Genomic DNA, 19142 nt, shown 5'->3' on the forward strand with positions numbered 1-19142 from the left:
TGACAAAAAAGATAATAGGGAAACCAAAACCAATAAATTTTGACGATAATTCATAATTTATATTTTGTTTAAAAATAATAAAAAAAAATGCTTTGAAAATTAATCCGAAGCATTTTTAGTAATTGAGTTTATGACTAAATAAAATTAAAAACAATATTTATTTTATGCTCCTGCAAACTCATTAAGTTTTGCCAGTTCACATATTTTTTTATGTAATCATTTTAATTTGGCTCTAAGTTTTTATTTGGAAATACAATGTTTATTTCTGTTATTCAGTATTTGAAAACTTAATGGAGCACTGCATGGTGGATAAGTTTTTTATTTTTTTGAGTAAACTTATTATAAATATTTGTCGACTTCAGTTCTTACTAAAAAACAATTTAGTATATAAAATGTTAAATTTTGTTGAAATACCTCTTTAGTTTTTTTTACTTAATTCCAATTAAACCAAATATTTATCATCATCTAGTTATAGCTAAGGAAACCATAGCTAAATTTAAACTACACAATAATTATTAAAAACGAAAAGGCTTTTCAATGGAAAAGCCTTTTCGTACTATTAGATTAAACTTTAATACCTTAAAGTTTCTCATTTTTTAGACCACTCAGTATTTTAATATCAAAATCCATTGATCCAAAAAATAAAAAGGCAAGACCTCCATAAAGTGGCTTAGAAATTTAAGAACCTTTTTGACATACACGTATTCATTAATGAGATCTTTTTAATAGAAATTAAGTACTTAAGATTGCTGTACATGTAATAATAATCGTAAGTATAATGGTACTTATAACCTTAATTAAGTTAACACTTTTATCTTTCATCCTGTTTATTTTTTTTTCTTAGTTTTTAATTTTATGTTACAACATCTCAAAATGACAGTAGTTCAACGTGTATACTAATTGCACTAAGGAAAATTTGATCGGTTTACATTTTTTAAATGAAGTTTTTTCATGGGAATCTAAAATAGTTTAATAAGCTAAACAAATAAATCAAATTCGATGAGTGGCGTGTTTAGTGTAGTTGAAAGGAGTCTTTATGTAGTTCAAATGAATTTTTATGAAGTGGTTCCAGTTTAAATTCTAATTTCAGGATAGTTCAAAAAACAAAACGCTTCAAGATTTATTCTTGAAGCGTTTTAAAATGGAGTTAGTCACTGAATATACTTAAAAACAATATTGATTTTCTGCTTTTACTTTTTCTGCAATTTCGTTACGTAAATCAACGATATCTGGATAGTTTGTGTATTTCGTGAAACGTTTAAGGCCCATAAGCATCATACGCTGCTCGTCTCCTTCAGCAAAAGAAATTATACTTTCTTTTCCTTTGCCTTCAACAATACTTACTGCGTTATATAGATATAATTTAGACATGGCGATTTGAACAGCTTGTTCCTTTTCACTAGTTCGTTTAACATTTTTCTCAGTTCTTAAAATTGTAGATTCAGCCATATAAATTTCAATTAATATATCTGCAGCTGCAATTAATAACTGTTGGTGTTCTTCTAATTGCGGTCCGAATTTTTGAACCGCAGAACCAGCAACCATTAAGAATACCTTTTTTAGTCTTCCAATCATTGCTTTTTCTTCAGAAAACAATTCAGAGTAATCTGGAGTTTCAAAGGACGGAATTCCCATGAGTTCATTGGCTACAGCAGTTGCTGGACCTAACAAATCTACATGACCTTTCATTGCTTTCTTTACTAACATTCCAACAGAAAGCATTCTGTTAATTTCGTTAGTTCCTTCGTAAATACGAGCAATACGCGCATCTCTCCAAGCAGATTCCATTGGTGTTTCTTCAGAGAAGCCCATACCACCAAAGATTTGAATTCCTTCGTCTGCACAGTTTTGTACATCTTCAGAAACTGCAACTTTTAATATAGAGCATTCAATAGCATATTCTTCAACGCCTTTAAGCTCTGCTTCTTGGTGTGTGTTTCCCGCCGCTTCTCGCATGGTAATGCGGTCTTCAATATTTTTCGCAGCTCTATATGTGGCAGATTCTCCGGCATAAGTATCGGTAGCCATTTGAGCAAGTTTTATTTTGATAGCTCCAAAATCTGAAATAGGCGTTTTAAATTGTTTTCTTTCGTTAGCATATTGCACACCATAGCTTAAAATTCTGCGTTGAGAATCTAAACACGCAGCGGCTAATTTAATACGACCTACGTTTAAAGCATTCATTGCAATTTTAAAACCTTCGCCACGGCCAGCTAACATATTTTCTATTGGTACAACACAATCGTTAAAGAACACTTGGCGCGTAGAAGAGGCACGAATACCTAATTTATGTTCTTCTTCACCCATGGTAATACCATTAGCAGCATCATTTTCAACAATGAAACCTGTAATGTTTTTATCACCTTCAATACGAGCAAAAACGATCATTACGCTACAAAAACCAGCGTTTGAGATCCACATTTTTTGACCGTTAATTTTATATGTTTTTCCATCTGCTGATAATTCTGCAGTAGTTTTACCAGAATTAGCATCAGATCCGGCACCTGGTTCTGTTAAACAGTAGGCTCCAAACCACTCACCAGAAGCCAATTTAGGCACGTATTTTTGTTTTTGAGCTTCTGTACCGTATAAGGTAATTGGCATAGTGCCAATACCTGTATGCGCACCAAATGCAGTACTAAAAGAACCTGTTCCAGATGAGATATAATCACATGTTAAACATGTAGATACAAAACCCATTCCTAATCCACCATAGGCTTCAGGAACTGCAACACCTAAAAATCCAAGTTCTCCAGCTTTACGCATAACGTCTTCAGTTAAAGCATAATCTTTAGCTTCAAAGCGAGGTTTATGAGGAATGATTTCACGGTCGTTAAATTCCATAACCGCTTCTTTCATCATATTTTGTTCTTCTGAAAAATCTTCAGGAGTAAATACGTCTTCGCATTTTGTTTCTTTTACTAAGAATTGACCTCCACGTAGGATATCTTTTTCAGTTGCTTCCATTTTATGTAATTGTATTAAGTTCTTTTTAATTTAAAAATTCAAATACTCCACAAGCACCTTGTCCAGTTCCAACACACATGGTTACTGCACCATATTTCCCTTGCATATTTTGCTTACGCATTTCATCAAATAACTGTACAGATAGTTTTGCTCCTGTACAACCTAATGGATGACCTAAAGCAATTGCTCCACCATTTACATTAATGATATCTGGATTTAAGTTTAATTCACGTATTACAGCTAAAGATTGAGAAGCAAAAGCTTCATTCAATTCAATAAGCGATAAATCGTCTTGCTTCAAACCTGCTTGTTTTAATGCTTTTGGAATTGCCTTTACTGGACCAATTCCCATAATGCGAGGCTCAACACCTGCAGCCGCATAGTTTACCATTCTTGCTACTGGTTCAAGATTTAACTCTTTCACCATATCTTCACTCATGACCATAACAAAGGCTGCACCATCACTCATTTGCGATGAGTTACCAGCTGTAACGCTCCCTCCAGCTGCAAATACAGCTCTTAATTTTGCTAGAGCTTCTTTGCTCGTTCCCTTTCTTGGACCTTCATCTTTAGTTACAGTATATGATTTTGTTGCTTTCTTTCCGTTAGCATCAAAATATGTTTGTTCTACTTCAATTGGTACAATTTGATCTTGAAAACGATTTTCTTCTAGGGCTCTTAATGCTTTCATATGAGAATTATAAGCAAATTCATCTTGATCTTCGCGTGATACGTTGAATTGATTAGCAACTGCCTCCGCAGTGTTTCCCATTCCCCAATAATAATCTTCGTGACCAGCTTTTACAATCGCGTCGTAATTTAATTCTGGCTTAAATCCTGTCATTGGCACGCTACTCATGCTTTCTGCTCCACCCGCAATAATACAATCTGCCATTCCAGCTTGAATTTTTGCAGTTGCCATACCAATAGTTTCCACTCCAGAAGAGCAAAAACGATTAACTGTTACACCTGGAACATCTATTACTTCCAATCCCATTAACGAGATTAAACGCGCCATATTTAAACCTTGAGCTCCTTCTGGCATGGCATTACCAACGATCACATCATCAATACGTTTTGGGTCTAGACCTGGCAATTCTTTCATCATATATTTGATGGTCTCTGCGGCCAATTCATCCGTTCTTTTAAAACGGAACACGCCTTTAGGGGCTTTACCAACTGCGGTTCTATATGCTTTTACTATATATGCTGTTTTCATTTTTCTTAGTTTCTTAAAGGTTTTCCTTTGGTTAACATGTGCTGAATTCTTTCCAAAGTTTTACGTTCTGTACAAAGCGAAAGGAAAGCTTCACGCTCTAAGTCTAACAAGTATTGCTCGCTTACTAATGTCGGTTCGGATAAATCTCCACCAGCCATAACGTAAGCCAATTTGTTAGCAATTTTCATATCATGTTCACTGATGTAGTGAGAGTCTTTCATAGCATCTGTACCTACTAAGAACATTCCTAGCGCTTGTTTACCAAGAACAAGAACATCTTTTCTGTGAACAGGTTGTGTGTAACCTGCATCTGCCATTAATTTAGCATGTGCTTTTGCAGTAGCTATTTGGCGGTCTTTATTTACTACAACAACATCTTTTCCTTTTTGTAAAAGCCCTAAATCGAAAGCTTCGTAAGCCGAAGTTGATACTTTTGCCATGCCAATAGTTAAGAAATATTCTTGAAGTGTATTTAATTGCACATCACCTTTTCTGAAAGTGTCTGATGCTCTTAAAGCCATTTCTTTAGAACCACCACCACCAGGAATTACACCAACACCAAACTCTACAAGTCCCATATAAGTTTCTGCTGCTGCTACAATTTTATCTGCGTGTAATGAAATTTCACAACCACCACCAAGTGCCATGCCGTGAGGCGCAGAAATTGTTGGGATTGAAGAATAACGCATACGCATCATGGTATCTTGGAAATATTTGATAGCTGCATTAAGCTCGTCGTATTCTTGTTCGGCAGCCATCATAAAAATCATGCCTATGTTGGCACCAACCGAGAAGTTTGGGCCTTGGTTTCCAACTACTAATCCGGCAAAATCTTTTTCAGCCATATCAATAGCTTTATTTAATCCTGCTAAAACGTCACCACCAATGGTGTTCATTTTAGATTGGAATTCTACATTAAGAATACCATCGCCTAAATCTTGAACAGAAACTCCAGAGTTACTATAAACTTCAGTTGTTTTTCTAACATTATCTAAAATGATAAACGAATCTTGTCCAGGAATTTTTTCTTGAATTTTCTTCGGAATATCATAACTATAAGAAGCACCATCTTGAATAGAGTAGAAGCTATCGCTTCCAGAGGCAATCATATCGTGAACCCAATCTGCAGGCGTTAAACCTTCAGCTTGCATCATCTCGACACCTTTTTCGACACCAATAGCATCCCAGATTTGAAAAGGACCATGTTCCCAGCCAAAGCCAGCTTTCATAGCATCGTCAATTTTGTATAATTCATCTGTAATTTCTGGAATACGATTTGAAACGTACGCAAATAATGCTGAAAAACTTTTTCTGTAGAATTCTCCCGCTTTATCTTTTCCTTTTACTAATACTTTAAAACGGTCTGCTACTTTATCAATTGTTTTTGTTAATTCTAAAGTGGCAAATTTTGCACGTTTGGCTGAACGATATTCTAAAGTGTTTAAATCGAGAGTTAAAATTTCTTTTTTGCCTTCAGCTGAAACAGTTTTCTTATAAAAACCTTGTCCAGTTTTACTTCCTAACCATTTATTTTCCATCATGGTATTGATGAAATCTGGTAATTTGAAAACCTCTAAACGCTCATCATCTTTACAGTTATCTGCAATCCCATTAGCTACATGTACTAGAGTGTCTAATCCTACAACGTCTACAGTTCTAAAAGTAGCCGATTTTGGACGACCAATTACTGGACCCGATAATTTGTCAACTTCTTCAACAGTTAAACCTAAATCTTTTACTGTATGAAATAGACTTTGAATACTAAAAATTCCGATTCGGTTTCCAATAAATGCAGGTGTATCTTTCGCTACTACAGAGGTTTTTCCAAGGAATTGCTCACCATAACCATTTAAGAAGTCTAAAACTTCTGAGGACGTATTTGGTCCAGGAATAATTTCGAATAATTTTAAGTAACGTGCTGGGTTAAAAAAGTGTGTACCACAAAAGTGTTTTTGAAAATCTTCAGAACGACCTGTATTCATGAATTTAATTGGAATACCAGATGTATTCGAAGTAATTAAGGTGCCGGGTGTTCTATGTTTTTCTAGCTTTTCAAAAACTTGTTGTTTAATGTCAAGTCTTTCAACTACAACTTCCATTATCCAGTCTACATCTGCTACTTTAGCAATATCATCATCTAAGTTTCCAGTTGTAATACGATTAACAAAAGAAGCATGATAAAGTGGTGCAGGTTTAGATTTTATTGAAGTAGTTAATGCATCATTAACTAATCTATTTCTAACAACTTTGTCTTCCAAGGTTAACCCTTTTGCTTTTTCTTTATCGTTTAGTTCTCTAGGTACGATGTCTAATAATAGGACATCTACACCTATATTGGCGAAATGGCAAGCGATACCACTTCCCATAATACCCGAACCAATAATGGCTATTTTTTTAATTCTACGTTTGCTCATTTTATTTTTCAACTATCAGATTGATTAAATATTTTTTTGTTACACACTATATCATTAATAACTTCTGCGACTTCATAAAAATTTAGTAACTGTTCTTCTGAAACATTATTTTTTATAGCTTCATTAAATAACAACACCTTTTCTCTTGAGTAGTCTCTTTTTTCTATACCAAAATCTGTTAGACCAATAATAACACCTCTACCATCACTAGGGTTCGGTTTTCTTGTGATTAAGCCTTTCTTTTCCATGGTTTTCAAGATTCTAGATAAACTAGTAGCTTCTATTCCCATTTTTGGACCTAGAGAAGTTGAGGGCGTTCCTTTTTCCGGGTCTATACTTAACAATGTAAAACCAGTTGCCATCGTACTTCCAAACTTTGAAGCTTCTTCATTATACATTTTTTGAACTGTTAGCCAAGTAGTTCGGAGTACATAATCAATGGTTTTTTCCTTCATAGTTTTACATTGGTGAAGCCAAATATAAAAAAAAATACTATGCACGCATAGTATTTTTGTGTTAAATTATATTTGTAATATGAATTAAACCTTAGAAATTAAAAAAAAATAGTAAACACCATGCTCTTGTATATATTCAGAAATTTACCGTTTACTAAATATATAAAAGCTATTTTGATTTAAGTAGAGTCAAATAGAATTTTATGTTAACTATTTTTTGATGAGATTATGGGCGATAAATTTTTTCGATTAAATCTAGATACCTGTTTTTAATAACAGCTCTTTTCATTTTCATAGTAGGGGTAAGATGACCTGAATCTATAGACCAAACTTCAGGAGTAATTTCAAATTTTTTAATTTGCTCCCATTTACCAAATTTTTGGTTGCATTTATCAACCTCTTTTTGAATTCGTTTTTGGATGATTTCTGAATTCGCAATATCTTGAAAAGAATTCCCAATTGACTGATGTTTATGTTCAATCCATTCTTTAACAAAATCAAAGTTTGGTTGAATTAGTGCTGCGGGCATTTTTTCACCTTCACCAATTACCATAATTTGTTCTATAAAACGAGATTGTTTTAAATCATTTTCAAGAAGTGTAGGTATAATATATTTTCCACCTGACGTTTTAAACATTTCTTTTTTACGACCAGTAATTTTCAAGAAGCCATCAGGGTCAATTTCTCCTTTATCGCCAGTATGGAAGTAATCACCTGTCATTACGCTTGCAGTTTTTTCTGGGTCCTTGTAATAGCCCATCATAACATTAGGGCCTTTTATTAAGATTTCACCATCCTCAGCAATTTTAACTTCAACACTATCAATAGGGATACCTACTGTACCAATTTTAAACATCTTGTCGGCATATCTACCTACTGAAACTACCGGTGATGTTTCTGTTAATCCATATCCTTCCATAATACGCATTCCAGCAGCAGAAAAAATTCTTGATAATCGAGGTTGAAGTGCAGCACTTCCAGATACCATTGTATGTAATTCACCTCCTAGAGCAGCTCGCCATTTACTAAAAATAAGTTTGCTAGCAATACTTAATTTAAATTCATACCAAGCACCATTTTGTCCATATGGCTCCCATTTTTCACCTAAGCTAACAGCCCAATAAAACAAGGCTTTTTTAATACCGGTAAGTTCTTCGGCTTTTGCCATTATTTTATCATACACTTTTTCTAAGAGCCTTGGTACAACACTCATCATGTTGGGTTTAATTTCTTTGGCATTTTCACCTATTTTATCAAGTGCTTCTGCGAAATATATAGAAGTTCCCGAATGCTGGTATACGTAAATTAAAACACGTTCAAAAATATGACATATAGGCAAAAAACTGAGTACTCGTGTTTCTCCTTCATCCAAAGGTACTCTTGGAATACTATCTATAACATTACTTGTAATATTCCAATGAGAAAGCATAACCCCTTTAGGAGTACCTGTGGTGCCCGATGTGTATATAATTGTAGCTAAATCAGAGGGCTTTACTTCATTTTTTCGAATTTCCACTTCTTCTTGATTAGAAGTGTCTTTCCCTAATTCTAATAATTCAGAATAATGTTTACATCCTTTAATATGATCAAAAGAATAGACTTCTTTTAAACCCGTATTCTTTATTACTTTATTGACTTTGCCTAATACTTCTTCGTCTGAAACAAAGCAATAAGTAGATTCGCTATGATTTAAAACATATTCATAATCTTCAGCACAAATGGTTGGATATATTGGGATATTTTGTGCACCAATTTGAAGTATGCCAATATCCATAATATTCCACTCCGTTCTGTTGGTTGTAGAAATAAGAGCTATTCTATCCCCCTTTTTAACCCCGAGTTTTAGTAGAGCTCTACTTATAGCATTTGCTTTATCTATATATTCTTGTGTTGAAGTTTTGACCCATTCACCGTTGTATTTAGTAACTAAAGCGGCATCATTAGGTTTATTTTCTAATTGGTAATAAGGAAAATCAAAAAGTCTTGTTATCTCTTTCATAGGGAATATATAATATGCAACGATGCAAAGTATGAAAATAAAAATGATTTACAAATTGAGTGTGTGAAATGGTGCCAAATAAACTAAATTTAATATAATGCTGCCTTAATTCCATGTTTGTGCTCTTTTAAATCTGATTTTGTAATTATTATGTTTATTAATATTGCCTGCGGTATTGCAATTATATCTTCGGCGAGCCCAATGATGCAAGAAAAACTTAATTACACAGCAACGGAAACTGCAGCTATAGTTGGTTTAATAGATGTGTTTAATGGTTTGGGTAGAATAATTGGTCTACGTTATCCGATTATTTAGGAAGAACAAATACTTACATTATTTTCTTTGCTTTCCAGGTTTTAGCCTTCATCATCTTTCTTCTTGCCAAAAACCTCAATGGAGTTGACCTTTTTAGTCGTTCTCTTTACCGTAATAACCATGTATGGTGGTGGTTTTGCAACGCTACCTGTATTTTTAGGAGATTTATTTGGAACAAAACAATTAGGGGCTATCCACAGCATGGTATTAACTGCATGGGGATTAGCGGGTGTTGTAGGACCAACTATTTATGATATGGTTAAGAATGCTATAGGTTCACTAGATACCACCTTGAAAGTTTTTGCTGGATTATTTACCATTGCTTTATTCGTGTCATTAATAATGAAACGTACAGTGACAAGAGCATATCGAAAAATGGATGAAAAAATAGAAAAACAATTGAATTTGGTATAGACTTTAATACTAGAATTAATTAGAAAGCACGGTCATATTTTTGGAAGTACTTTTTTTTTGGTATCAGTTTATTTCTTCCTAAAAAATTTTCTTTTAGAAAATTTAGTTCAGCTACAAATAGCATATTTTTTCTAACGTTTTATTTAATTAAAAATCAATTTTTTTTCAAATTTAAATTGTTTCCACATGACTTTTGTCATGATAATTCATTCATTTATAAGTTACTTTTATTGAACTTTTTATACAAGGATAATTAAAATAAATATTATGGAAATACTTGAAAAAACAAAGGCTCGAGTTTTTAAATTTGGGGACAAAACAGCTGATGGAAACAGCACAATGAAAAACCTATTGGGTGGTAAAGGAGCTAATTTAGCAGAAATGAGCGCAATAGGAATTCCTGTCCCTCCAGGGTTTACTATTACTACTGAAGTTTGTACGGAATATAACCTTTTAGGCCAAGAGGCTGTTGTAGGAATGATTAAGGAAGAGGTCGAAGCATCAATCGCCAAAATAGAGTCTCAAATGGGAACAGCTTTTGGTGATAAAGATAATCCATTGTTAGTATCAGTGCGTTCTGGGGCAAGGGTTTCCATGCCAGGAATGATGGATACTGTACTTAATCTAGGAATGAATGATGAAGTGGTTCTTGGGTTAGCCAAAAAAACAAATAATGAGATTTTTGCTTGGGATTCATACCGTCGTTTTATTCAAATGTATGGTGACGTAGTTTTAGGTATGAAACCAGAATCTAAAGAAGATATCGATCCTTTTGAAGAGATAATGGAAGCCTTAAAGCATAAACGTGATATAGAATTAGATACAGAATTTACAGTACAAGATTTAAAAGATTTAGTATATGATTTTAAAGAAGCCGTCAAAAAACGTACAGGACACGATTTTCCAACAAACCCTTGGGAACAACTTTGGGGAGCTGTTGTAGCGGTTTTTAATAGCTGGAATGGTGATAGAGCTGTGTACTATAGAAATATGAACGGTTACCCAGCTGATTGGGGAACAGCAGTTAACGTACAAGCTATGGTTTACGGTAATATGGGAGATAACTCCGGAACTGGTGTGTGTTTTACGCGTGATGCTGGTACAGGTGAAAATCTTTTCAATGGAGAATATTTAATTAATGCACAAGGTGAAGATGTTGTCGCAGGGACTAGAACTCCGCAACAAATTACAAAAGTAGGGTCATTGCGTTGGGCTGAATTAGCAAAAGTTGAAGAAGAAGACCGATTGGCTAACTATCCTTCATTAGAAGAATTAATGCCAGTAATCTTTAATGAATTAAACGGATACCAAGAAAAGTTAGAGTTACATTATAAAGATATGCAGGATATGGAGTTTACCATGCAAGATGGTAAACTTTGGATTCTTCAAACGCGTAATGGTAAACGTACTGGAGCTGCAATGGTTAAAATTGCAATGGATTCTTTAAAAGAAGGTTTACATACAGAAAAAGAAGCAATGCTTAAAATTGAACCTAATAAATTAGATGAATTATTACATCCAATTTTTGATCCAAAAGCATTGAAAACTGCTAATGTAATTGCACAAGGTTTACCTGCATCTCCTGGAGCTGCAACTGGTAAAATTGTTTTCTTTGCTGATGAAGCTGCAAAATATAAACATAGTATTTTAGTTCGTATCGAAACGTCTCCAGAAGATTTAGAAGGTATGAACATTGCTAAAGGTATTTTAACAGCTCGTGGTGGCATGACTTCTCACGCAGCCGTTGTAGCACGTGGCATGGGTAAATGTTGTGTGTCTGGTGCGGGTGCATTGAAAATAAATTATAAAAACAGAACTTTAACAGTTGATGGTCATGAATATCACGAAGGTGATTGGATTTCTTTAAACGGTTCTACAGGAAATATTATTGAAGGAAAAGTTGCTACAATTGAACCAGAATTAAGTGGTGAATTTGCAGAAATAATGGAATTGTCAGATAAGTTTGCAACTATGCAAGTTCGGACAAATGCAGACTCTCCAAAAGATGCAAAAGTAGCTGTGAAATTTGGTGCGCAAGGTATCGGCTTAACTAGAACAGAGCACATGTTTTTTGATGTTGACCGTATTAAAGCCATGCGTGAAATGATTTTAGCAGATACTGTTAAAGGACGTAAAGAAGCATTAAATGAATTATTACCTATGCAACGTGAAGACTTTGAAGGTATTTTTGAAGCAATGGCTGGTTTACCCGTAACGGTTCGTTTATTAGATCCACCATTACACGAGTTCGTGCCTCATCAATTAGCTACTCAAAGAGATTTAGCTGAAGATATGCATATTTCTTTAGAAGCTGTTAAAAGTAAAGTAGCTGAATTAGAAGAATTTAACCCAATGTTAGGTCATAGAGGCTGTAGATTGGGTATTACATATCCTGAAATTACAGAAATGCAAGCAAGAGCTATTATAGAAGCTGCATTAAACTTAAAAGAAAGAGGTGTTGTCGCGAAACCAGAAATTATGGTTCCTTTAATAGGTACAATTGCTGAATTTGAAAATCAAGAAACCATTATTAGAGCAACTGCAGATAAAGTTTTTGAAGAAAGAAACGATTCTATTGAATATTTAGTAGGAACGATGATTGAAATTCCAAGAGCTTGTTTAACTGCAAATTTAATTGCTAAAAGAGCTGATTTCTTCTCATTTGGAACAAACGATTTAACACAAATGGCATTTGGTTATTCTCGTGATGATGCTGGTAAATTCTTGCCTGTATATATTGAAGAAGGCATCTTAAAAAATGATCCTTTTGAAGTATTAGATCAAGAAGGTGTAGGTCAATTAGTTGAAATGGGAACTACTAAAGGTAGAAGTACAAAACCTAATTTAAAAGTAGGTATTTGCGGGGAACATGGCGGAGAGCCTAGTTCTGTTGAATTCTGTTATAATACTGGTTTGAACTACGTAAGTTGTTCTCCATATCGAGTGCCAATAGCTCGGATTGCATCTGCACAAGCGGCTATAAAAGCAACTTTATAATAGTTTTCTAATTTTTTTTACATGATAAGCCTCGAAATGAATATTTCACTTCGGGGCTTTTTTTATTCTATTTCGTAAGATTATCTGTTTTCAATCCAAAGTCGAGCATTCACAAAAGCCTCTAGCCAAGGTGAAACTTCATCTTTGCGTCCATCAGGATAATTAGCCCAATTCCATTGAAATGTAGAACGCTCAATGTGTGGCATAGTTACTAAGTGGCGCCCTGTTTTATCAGACATCATAGCCGTATTAAAGTCAGAACCATTAGGGTTATGTGGATAACTTTCATAGCCATATTTAGCCACAATATGATATTTGTCTTCAGAGTATGGTAAGCTAAATTTACCTTCACCATGTGAAATCCAAACTCCTAAAGTCGTTCCTGCGAGTGTAGAAAGCATCACAGAATTATTCTCTTGAATTTTTACTGAAGTAAATGAACTTTCATGTTTATGAGAATCATTATGATCCATTTTACCATGAACGTCATGCTCTGGGTTTATCTCTTCTAATTCCATAAACAATTGGCACCCGTTGCAAATTCCAACAGAAAGCGTGTCTTCTCTATTGAAGAAATCTTGTATCACTTTATTAGCCTTTTCGTTATATTTAATAGCTCCTGCCCAACCTTTTGCAGAACCCAAAACATCAGAGTTGCTAAATCCACCAACAGCGCCTAAAAACTGAATATCTTTTAGGTTTTCACGACCAGAAATTAAATCGGTCATATGAACATCCTTCACATCAAAACCAGCTAAATACATAGCATTTGCCATTTCGCGCTCAGAGTTACTTCCTTTTTCTCGAAGGATAGCCGCTTTTGGTTTTGTGTTTCCAATTACTGGTAATTTTCCAGTAAAATGCTTTGGGAATGTATATTGTAACGGTTGATTTTTATAATTGTCAAATCGGTCTTGAGCTAAACCATTTGCTGTTTGCTTTTGGTCTAATAAAAAAGATGTTTTATACCAAACATCTCTCATTGTAGCAACATCAAAAGAGAAGTCATCTTCGTTATTTTTAATGTTCACTATTCCTGTATTATTTGCAGTTCCAATAGTGAAAAATTCTATATTATTTTCTGATAAAATAGTTTCAATTGAAGCATCACCTTGAAAAACTAGTCCTGAATTTTCAGAGAATAAAACTTTTATAGAATCTTCCTCATTTAAAGCAGAGATATCAAAATCAGCACCTAAGTTAATATCAGCAAAACATAGTTCTAACAAGGTGGTAATTAATCCACCAGAAGCCACATCGTGTCCAGCAGAAATTTTATCTGCTTTAATTAAGTTTTGGATGGTATTAAAAGTGTCTTTTACAAAGCTCGAATTTTTTACATCTGGAGCTTCATTTCCAATGGTATTTAAAACTTGGTTAAAAGAACTTCCGCCTAATTTAAAATCATCTTGCGAGATATTAATATAATAGATGTTTTCTCCGTTTTGTTGTAAAACAGGTTCCACAACTTTAGAGATTTCATTACAATTTGCAGCAGCAGAAATAATAACAGTTCCTGGAGAAATGACATCACCATCTTTATATTTTTGTTTCATAGAAAGCGAATCTTTTCCAGTTGGAACATTGATTCCTAAATCGATCGAGAATTCTGAAATAGCTTTAACAGCTTTATATAAACGCGCATCTTCACCTTCATTTTTACAGGGCCACATCCAATTGGCAGAAAGAGAAATAGAGGCTAAATTTTCTTTTAATGGTGCCCAAATGATGTTAGTTAACGCTTCTGTAATTGAATTTCTACTACCTGCTTCTGGATGGATTAATCCAGATATAGGCGAGTGGCCAATAGAGGTCGCAACCCCTTCTTTTCCTTTAAAATCCAATGCCATAACACCAACATTATTTAACGGAATTTGTAAAGGACCAACACATTGTTGTTTGGCTACTTTGCCGCCAACGCATCGATCTACTTTATTAGTTAACCAATCTTTACAAGCTACAGCTTCCAATTGTAAAACCTGCTCTAAATAGATTTGTAAATTCTTCGTTTTATATCTTGAGTTTTTATAATGTCGGACAACAGTTTTATCAGTTAAAATAGTTTTAGGAGAACTACCAAACATGTCTTCTAAAGCTAAATCCATAGGTTTATCTCCTGTGGTTTTAGATTCGAAAGTAAAACGATTGTTTGTTGTCACATCTCCAACAGTATACATTGGCGAACGTTCCCGGTCTGCAATGTTGTGAAGTGTTTCTATATGTTCCTCACCAATAACCAATCCCATACGTTCTTGAGATTCGTTTCCTATAATTTCTTTTGCAGATAACGTAGGATCTCCAATTGGTAATGCATCTAAATCTATTTTTCCACCTGTATCTTCAACCAATTCAGATAGACAGTTTAAGTGTCCTCCAGCACCATGATCGTGAATAGAAACAATGAAATTCTCTTCACTTTCTACCATACCACGAACAGCGTTAGCAGCACGTTTTTGCATTTCTGGATTGGAACGTTGTACTGCATTTAATTCAATTCCTGAAGCAAGTGCTCCAGTGTCGGCAGAAGATACTGCAGCGCCACCCATACCAATTCGATAATTATCACCACCAAGAATTACAATTTTATCGCCTTCTTGAGGTGTGTCTTTTAGAGCCTGATCTGCTTTTGCGTATCCAATTCCACCAGCTTGCATAATAACTTTATCAAAACCAAGTTTTCTTGCTGTTGATGTACTTACTGCTGAGTTTTCTTGATGTTCAAAAGTTAATACCGAACCACAGATTAGAGGTTGTCCAAATTTATTACCAAAATCTGATGCACCATTAGATGCTTTTATCAAAATATCCATTGGTGTTTGGTATAACCAATCTCTTGCTTCAAATTTTTGTTCCCAATGCCTGTTTTCTTCTAATCGAGAATACGACGTCATATAAACCGCAGTTCCTGCAAGAGGAAGCGACCCCTTCCCACCAGCAAGTCTATCTCTAATTTCACCACCAGCGCCCGTTGCAGCACCATTAAAAGGCTCAACGGTAGTAGGAAAGTTATGCGTTTCCGCTTTAAGCGAAATAACAGATTCAAAATCCTGTGTGGTATAGTAATCAGGAATATCTGCTCGTTTAGGTGCAAATTGTTCCACTTTTGGGCCTTTTATAAAAGCCACATTGTCTTTATAAGCAGAAACAATATCGCCTGGATGTTGCTTCGCAGTTTCTTTAATTAATTTAAATAATGAGATCGGTTTTTCTTCACCGTCTATCACAAACGTGCCATTGAAAATTTTATGACGACAATGCTCACTATTAACTTGCGAAAACCCAAATACTTCCGAGTCGGTTAAAGGACGACCAATTTTCTTAGCAACACCATCTAAATACGATACCTCTTCATCGCTTAATGATAAACCTTCTTGTTGATTGAAGGCTAAAATATCTTCAATATTAAGGATAGGTTCTGACTGAATATCAATAGTAAATGAGTCTTGACTTAAACCGCTGAATTTCTCAGAAATCATTGGGTCAAAATCATTAAAATCTTCTAAAACAGGCTGAAATTCTTCAATTCTGATGATGTCTGAAATCCCCATATTTTGAGTAATTTCAACAGCATTGGTACTCCAAGGGGTTATCATTGCTGCGCGCGGACCAATAAAAATAGCATCTAAGGATGCTTGTTCTATTTTGGGCTGATTGCCAAAAAGCCATGTTAATCTTGAAGTCGTTTCAGTTGATAATTCTTTTGTAGTTTGAACAGCAAATATGTTGCTGGTTGTGTTTCCAAAGAAATGAATCATTAGGTCTTGATTAGTATTTATTTAAAGAAAGGGCAAATTTACTTTTTTTAGTGGAATTTTAGTTAAAAAATGATATCGAAAATTTTGAGTTATCCAAGAGTTTTGAACAAAAAAAGCGACTTATATAAAGCCGCTTAGAATTTAATTTTTAATTAACCTTTTCTCTAGTTCTTTACCGTCAGACAGTATTACATTTACTATTAAGATGGATTGGTTTTTTATATTTATTTAAACTTAAAACTATTTTTTTTAGGAGTTTTTTATAGCTTAATCAGTTTTTTAGTAACCGATTTATTTCCGTTACTAATGGATACCAAGTAAACGCCTTTGTTTAAATTGGAAACCTTAATATAGCTTTTGGAAGCATCTACACTGCTATCAGTAATTTTTTCGCCTAGAATACTAAATATTTTAACATTTAATATTTCGTTAGCTTTTATAAATAATTGGTCTCCATTTAATGGATTAGGGTATAATTTAATAGCTACAAAGTCGTTATTATCGATATCTAAAGTACCCGTGTAACAAGTAAAAGATAAATCATCTATTCTCACTCTATTAGTAGTTGATTGATTGTCCAAAACAACAGTAACACTTCCTGAAGTATTTATATTAGATAGTGTTGTTGTCGTACTAGTTGTGTTATCTGAACCGTACGGTATAGAGCCTACAGATACATTATTTACAAGAACATCAAAAGTACCTGCAGAACCGCCAAAAGTGAGTTGGGTTGTAACCGTTAAGCTTCCTATACCACCGCTTAAAGCGGGAGATGTTAATGTGCCATTTCTAATACAAATCGCTTTAGAGTTTAATGATTGGTCTGTTCTAGCATCTGTAGCAGTCCAAAATCCATCTGTTCCTGTCCATGTGCGTGTTGTATAATTACTTTGACCTGCAGGAATATTTGCAAAATCTTCAGAGGCACAGTCTGACGAACCAACTAATGTTGTTTCGATTGCAGAATTACTCTGAGAAGATGCATTACCTGCAGCATCTTTAGCTAAAATGGTAAAGGTATAAGCTGTTTCAGAGGCTAAGTTTAAAACAGTATATGTTGTTGTGTTAGATCCTGTATTTACATAAAAGATACCACCAACATACACATCATAACTTGTAACTGCCGTATTATCTGTGGAAGCAGTCCAAGATAAATCTATGGTTGATGCTGTTGGGTTTGAGGCCGTTAAACTTGCAGGTATCGTTGGGTCTTCCGTATCAGGTGCTGTAGTTGTTTCGGTTGCAGAAGTACTAAGAGAAGATTCGTTGCCCGAAGCATCTTTTGCCAAAAGCGTAAATGTATAAGCTGTTGAGGCTGTTAAACCTGTAACTGTATATGTTGTAGTGTTAGATGAAGTATTTACATAAAAGGCACCACCTAGATATACATCGTAACTTGAAACTGCAATATTATCTGTTGAAGCAGTCCAAGATAAATCTACGGTTGTTTCTGTTGGGTTTACAGCTGCTAGAGCTGTAGGTGTTGTTGGGACTTCTGTGTCAGGTGTTGTATTCCAACGATCTTGAGCAGGTGTTCCTCCCCAAATAACTGTAGCTAAATATGGATTGTCTATAAATGGATTTCTGTTTCCTTGGGCGTAGGTATTGCTTGTATTTGCGTGGTATGTATTCCTCTTATCTTCGATTTCTGAAACAGGATCGATTGAATTCCAATCTAATAAAAGATCAATCATATTAATATCAAAAGCGTTTGTTGATCCATCTGTGGCAAACGAGGGATAACATCTATTACCTAATCTTAAATACATGTACATAATTATTCTTGCAGCATCACCTCTCCACTCGTCACCAGGATACCAGCCACCAGAAACACTACCTGAATTTCCAGAACCTGCTGCAAATTTTAAATTCCCTCGACTACCGTTCATGTCCACATCAGCAGGTCTCAGGTTATGAGCATCGGCATAAGCGAAGATGTCATCTTCTAATTTAGGACTTGCCAAAGAATTTGGAAAGGTATGTTCTCTATTCCAATCGGTACCATTGGTCCCTCCATTTAAATTTTTAGATCTTGAGCGGTCTGTTTTAGAATTACCATCTGTATCGTTATAGCCATAAATTAATAAGACATTGCTATTATTATCTGGGTCTTCGTCTGTTATTTTACTCGAATCCCAAATCTCTGAGTAACTAAGGAAGTTGCTGTGTTTCGCTATAGTTTCAATGGCTAAATCGTTAAATAAAGTCATGCCAGTAGTATTGAAATCTACATCTGTGTAGTAGGTTTGTTGGCTTGCAGGCGGTGTTAATTGCGCAAATGCAATCGATGTTACTAATAAGAATACTAAGTAAATGTGTTTCATTTATAGGGAGGTTATGGTATGATAATTTTTTCTTACCCTAAATATAATTGTTTATATCTATTAAATGAAATTAATTACCATAGACGGATATTTTTTGATAGATAATATCATTTATGTAGCTTTTTTAATACCTTTAAATTTGGTTTTAAAAAGTAAAAAAAGAGTTGAATTGATTTTAAAATAAAATCAAAAAAGCATTATTTTGTTAAATAGTTCCTTATTAAGATTTCCGCTCCAGTAAAGCCATATAAAACCCATCAAAACCAGATTTATGAGACAAGAC

At 34.4% G+C, this 19142-nt stretch carries 10 protein-coding genes; 3 read left to right on the forward strand and 7 right to left on the reverse strand.

Annotated elements, in window-relative coordinates:
* Positions 1 to 1164: 1164 nt before the first annotated feature.
* The 5 genes from QZ260_RS08725 to QZ260_RS08745 all read right to left on the reverse strand — a co-directional run bounded on the left by QZ260_RS08725 (position 1165) and on the right by QZ260_RS08745 (position 9054).
* Positions 1165 to 2967, reverse strand: coding sequence for an acyl-CoA dehydrogenase family protein (locus QZ260_RS08725; RefSeq protein WP_295985124.1), 1803 nt, complete (start codon positions 2965 to 2967; stop codon positions 1165 to 1167).
* A gap of 25 nt (positions 2968 to 2992) precedes the next feature.
* Positions 2993 to 4186 carry an acetyl-CoA C-acyltransferase gene (locus QZ260_RS08730; protein WP_295985125.1) on the reverse strand — a complete coding sequence of 398 codons (1194 nt, stop codon included), beginning with the start codon at positions 4184 to 4186 and terminating at the stop codon, positions 2993 to 2995.
* Positions 4187 to 4191: 5 nt separating this feature from the next.
* The gene (locus QZ260_RS08735) at positions 4192 to 6600 is read right to left on the reverse strand and encodes a 3-hydroxyacyl-CoA dehydrogenase/enoyl-CoA hydratase family protein (protein ID WP_295985130.1); all 2409 of its coding nucleotides are present in this window, start codon (positions 6598 to 6600) and stop codon (positions 4192 to 4194) included.
* An 8-nt stretch (positions 6601 to 6608) separates the two neighbouring features.
* Complete coding sequence (locus QZ260_RS08740; RefSeq protein ID WP_295985131.1) at positions 6609 to 7055, reverse strand: MarR family transcriptional regulator; 447 nt, start codon at positions 7053 to 7055, stop codon at positions 6609 to 6611.
* A 226-nt stretch (positions 7056 to 7281) separates the two neighbouring features.
* On the reverse strand, positions 7282 to 9054 hold the full coding sequence (locus QZ260_RS08745; RefSeq protein ID WP_295985133.1) for a long-chain fatty acid--CoA ligase: 1773 nt from the start codon (positions 9052 to 9054) through the stop codon (positions 7282 to 7284).
* A gap of 150 nt (positions 9055 to 9204) precedes the next feature.
* On the opposite strand from QZ260_RS08745, the gene QZ260_RS08750 reads away from it, so the two are divergent.
* From QZ260_RS08750 to ppdK, 3 genes are all read left to right on the forward strand, one after another.
* Positions 9205 to 9369, forward strand: a complete 165-nt coding sequence (locus QZ260_RS08750; RefSeq protein ID WP_295985135.1) for a hypothetical protein — start codon at positions 9205 to 9207, stop codon at positions 9367 to 9369.
* 78 nt (positions 9370 to 9447) lie between these two features.
* Positions 9448 to 9783, forward strand: coding sequence for a hypothetical protein (locus tag QZ260_RS08755; protein WP_295985137.1), 336 nt, complete (start codon positions 9448 to 9450; stop codon positions 9781 to 9783).
* Between the two features lie 267 nt (positions 9784 to 10050).
* On the forward strand, positions 10051 to 12780 hold the full coding sequence (ppdK, locus tag QZ260_RS08760; protein WP_295985140.1) for a pyruvate, phosphate dikinase: 2730 nt from the start codon (positions 10051 to 10053) through the stop codon (positions 12778 to 12780).
* A gap of 80 nt (positions 12781 to 12860) precedes the next feature.
* Here the strand turns inward: ppdK and purL are convergent, their stop codons facing one another.
* Both purL and QZ260_RS08770 read right to left on the reverse strand, forming a co-directional pair.
* Complete coding sequence (purL, locus tag QZ260_RS08765) at positions 12861 to 16535, reverse strand: phosphoribosylformylglycinamidine synthase (protein ID WP_295985142.1); 3675 nt, start codon at positions 16533 to 16535, stop codon at positions 12861 to 12863.
* A 260-nt stretch (positions 16536 to 16795) separates the two neighbouring features.
* The gene (locus tag QZ260_RS08770) at positions 16796 to 18859 is read right to left on the reverse strand and encodes an endonuclease (protein WP_295985144.1); all 2064 of its coding nucleotides are present in this window, start codon (positions 18857 to 18859) and stop codon (positions 16796 to 16798) included.
* Between the last annotated feature and the right edge of the window lie 283 nt (positions 18860 to 19142).

It is taken from the genome of uncultured Algibacter sp. (genome assembly GCF_905480415.1).
Taxonomy (GTDB): Bacteria; Bacteroidota; Bacteroidia; order Flavobacteriales; family Flavobacteriaceae; genus Algibacter_B.

What these genes read in the sequence shown, in the direction of transcription:
- purL (WP_295985142.1), bottom strand. Translation starts at nt 16,535, where the DNA reads ATGATTCATTTCTTTGGAAACACAACCAGCAACATATTTGCTGTTCAA.
- QZ260_RS08755 (WP_295985137.1), top strand. Translation starts at nt 9,448, where the DNA reads ATGGAGTTGACCTTTTTAGTCGTTCTCTTTACCGTAATAACCATGTAT.
- QZ260_RS08725 (WP_295985124.1), bottom strand. Translation starts at nt 2,967, where the DNA reads ATGGAAGCAACTGAAAAAGATATCCTACGTGGAGGTCAATTCTTAGTA.
- QZ260_RS08745 (WP_295985133.1), bottom strand. Translation starts at nt 9,054, where the DNA reads ATGAAAGAGATAACAAGACTTTTTGATTTTCCTTATTACCAATTAGAA.
- QZ260_RS08750 (WP_295985135.1), top strand. Translation starts at nt 9,205, where the DNA reads ATGTTTATTAATATTGCCTGCGGTATTGCAATTATATCTTCGGCGAGC.
- QZ260_RS08770 (WP_295985144.1), bottom strand. Translation starts at nt 18,859, where the DNA reads ATGAAACACATTTACTTAGTATTCTTATTAGTAACATCGATTGCATTT.
- QZ260_RS08730 (WP_295985125.1), bottom strand. Translation starts at nt 4,186, where the DNA reads ATGAAAACAGCATATATAGTAAAAGCATATAGAACCGCAGTTGGTAAA.
- ppdK (WP_295985140.1), top strand. Translation starts at nt 10,051, where the DNA reads ATGGAAATACTTGAAAAAACAAAGGCTCGAGTTTTTAAATTTGGGGAC.
- QZ260_RS08735 (WP_295985130.1), bottom strand. Translation starts at nt 6,600, where the DNA reads ATGAGCAAACGTAGAATTAAAAAAATAGCCATTATTGGTTCGGGTATT.
- QZ260_RS08740 (WP_295985131.1), bottom strand. Translation starts at nt 7,055, where the DNA reads ATGAAGGAAAAAACCATTGATTATGTACTCCGAACTACTTGGCTAACA.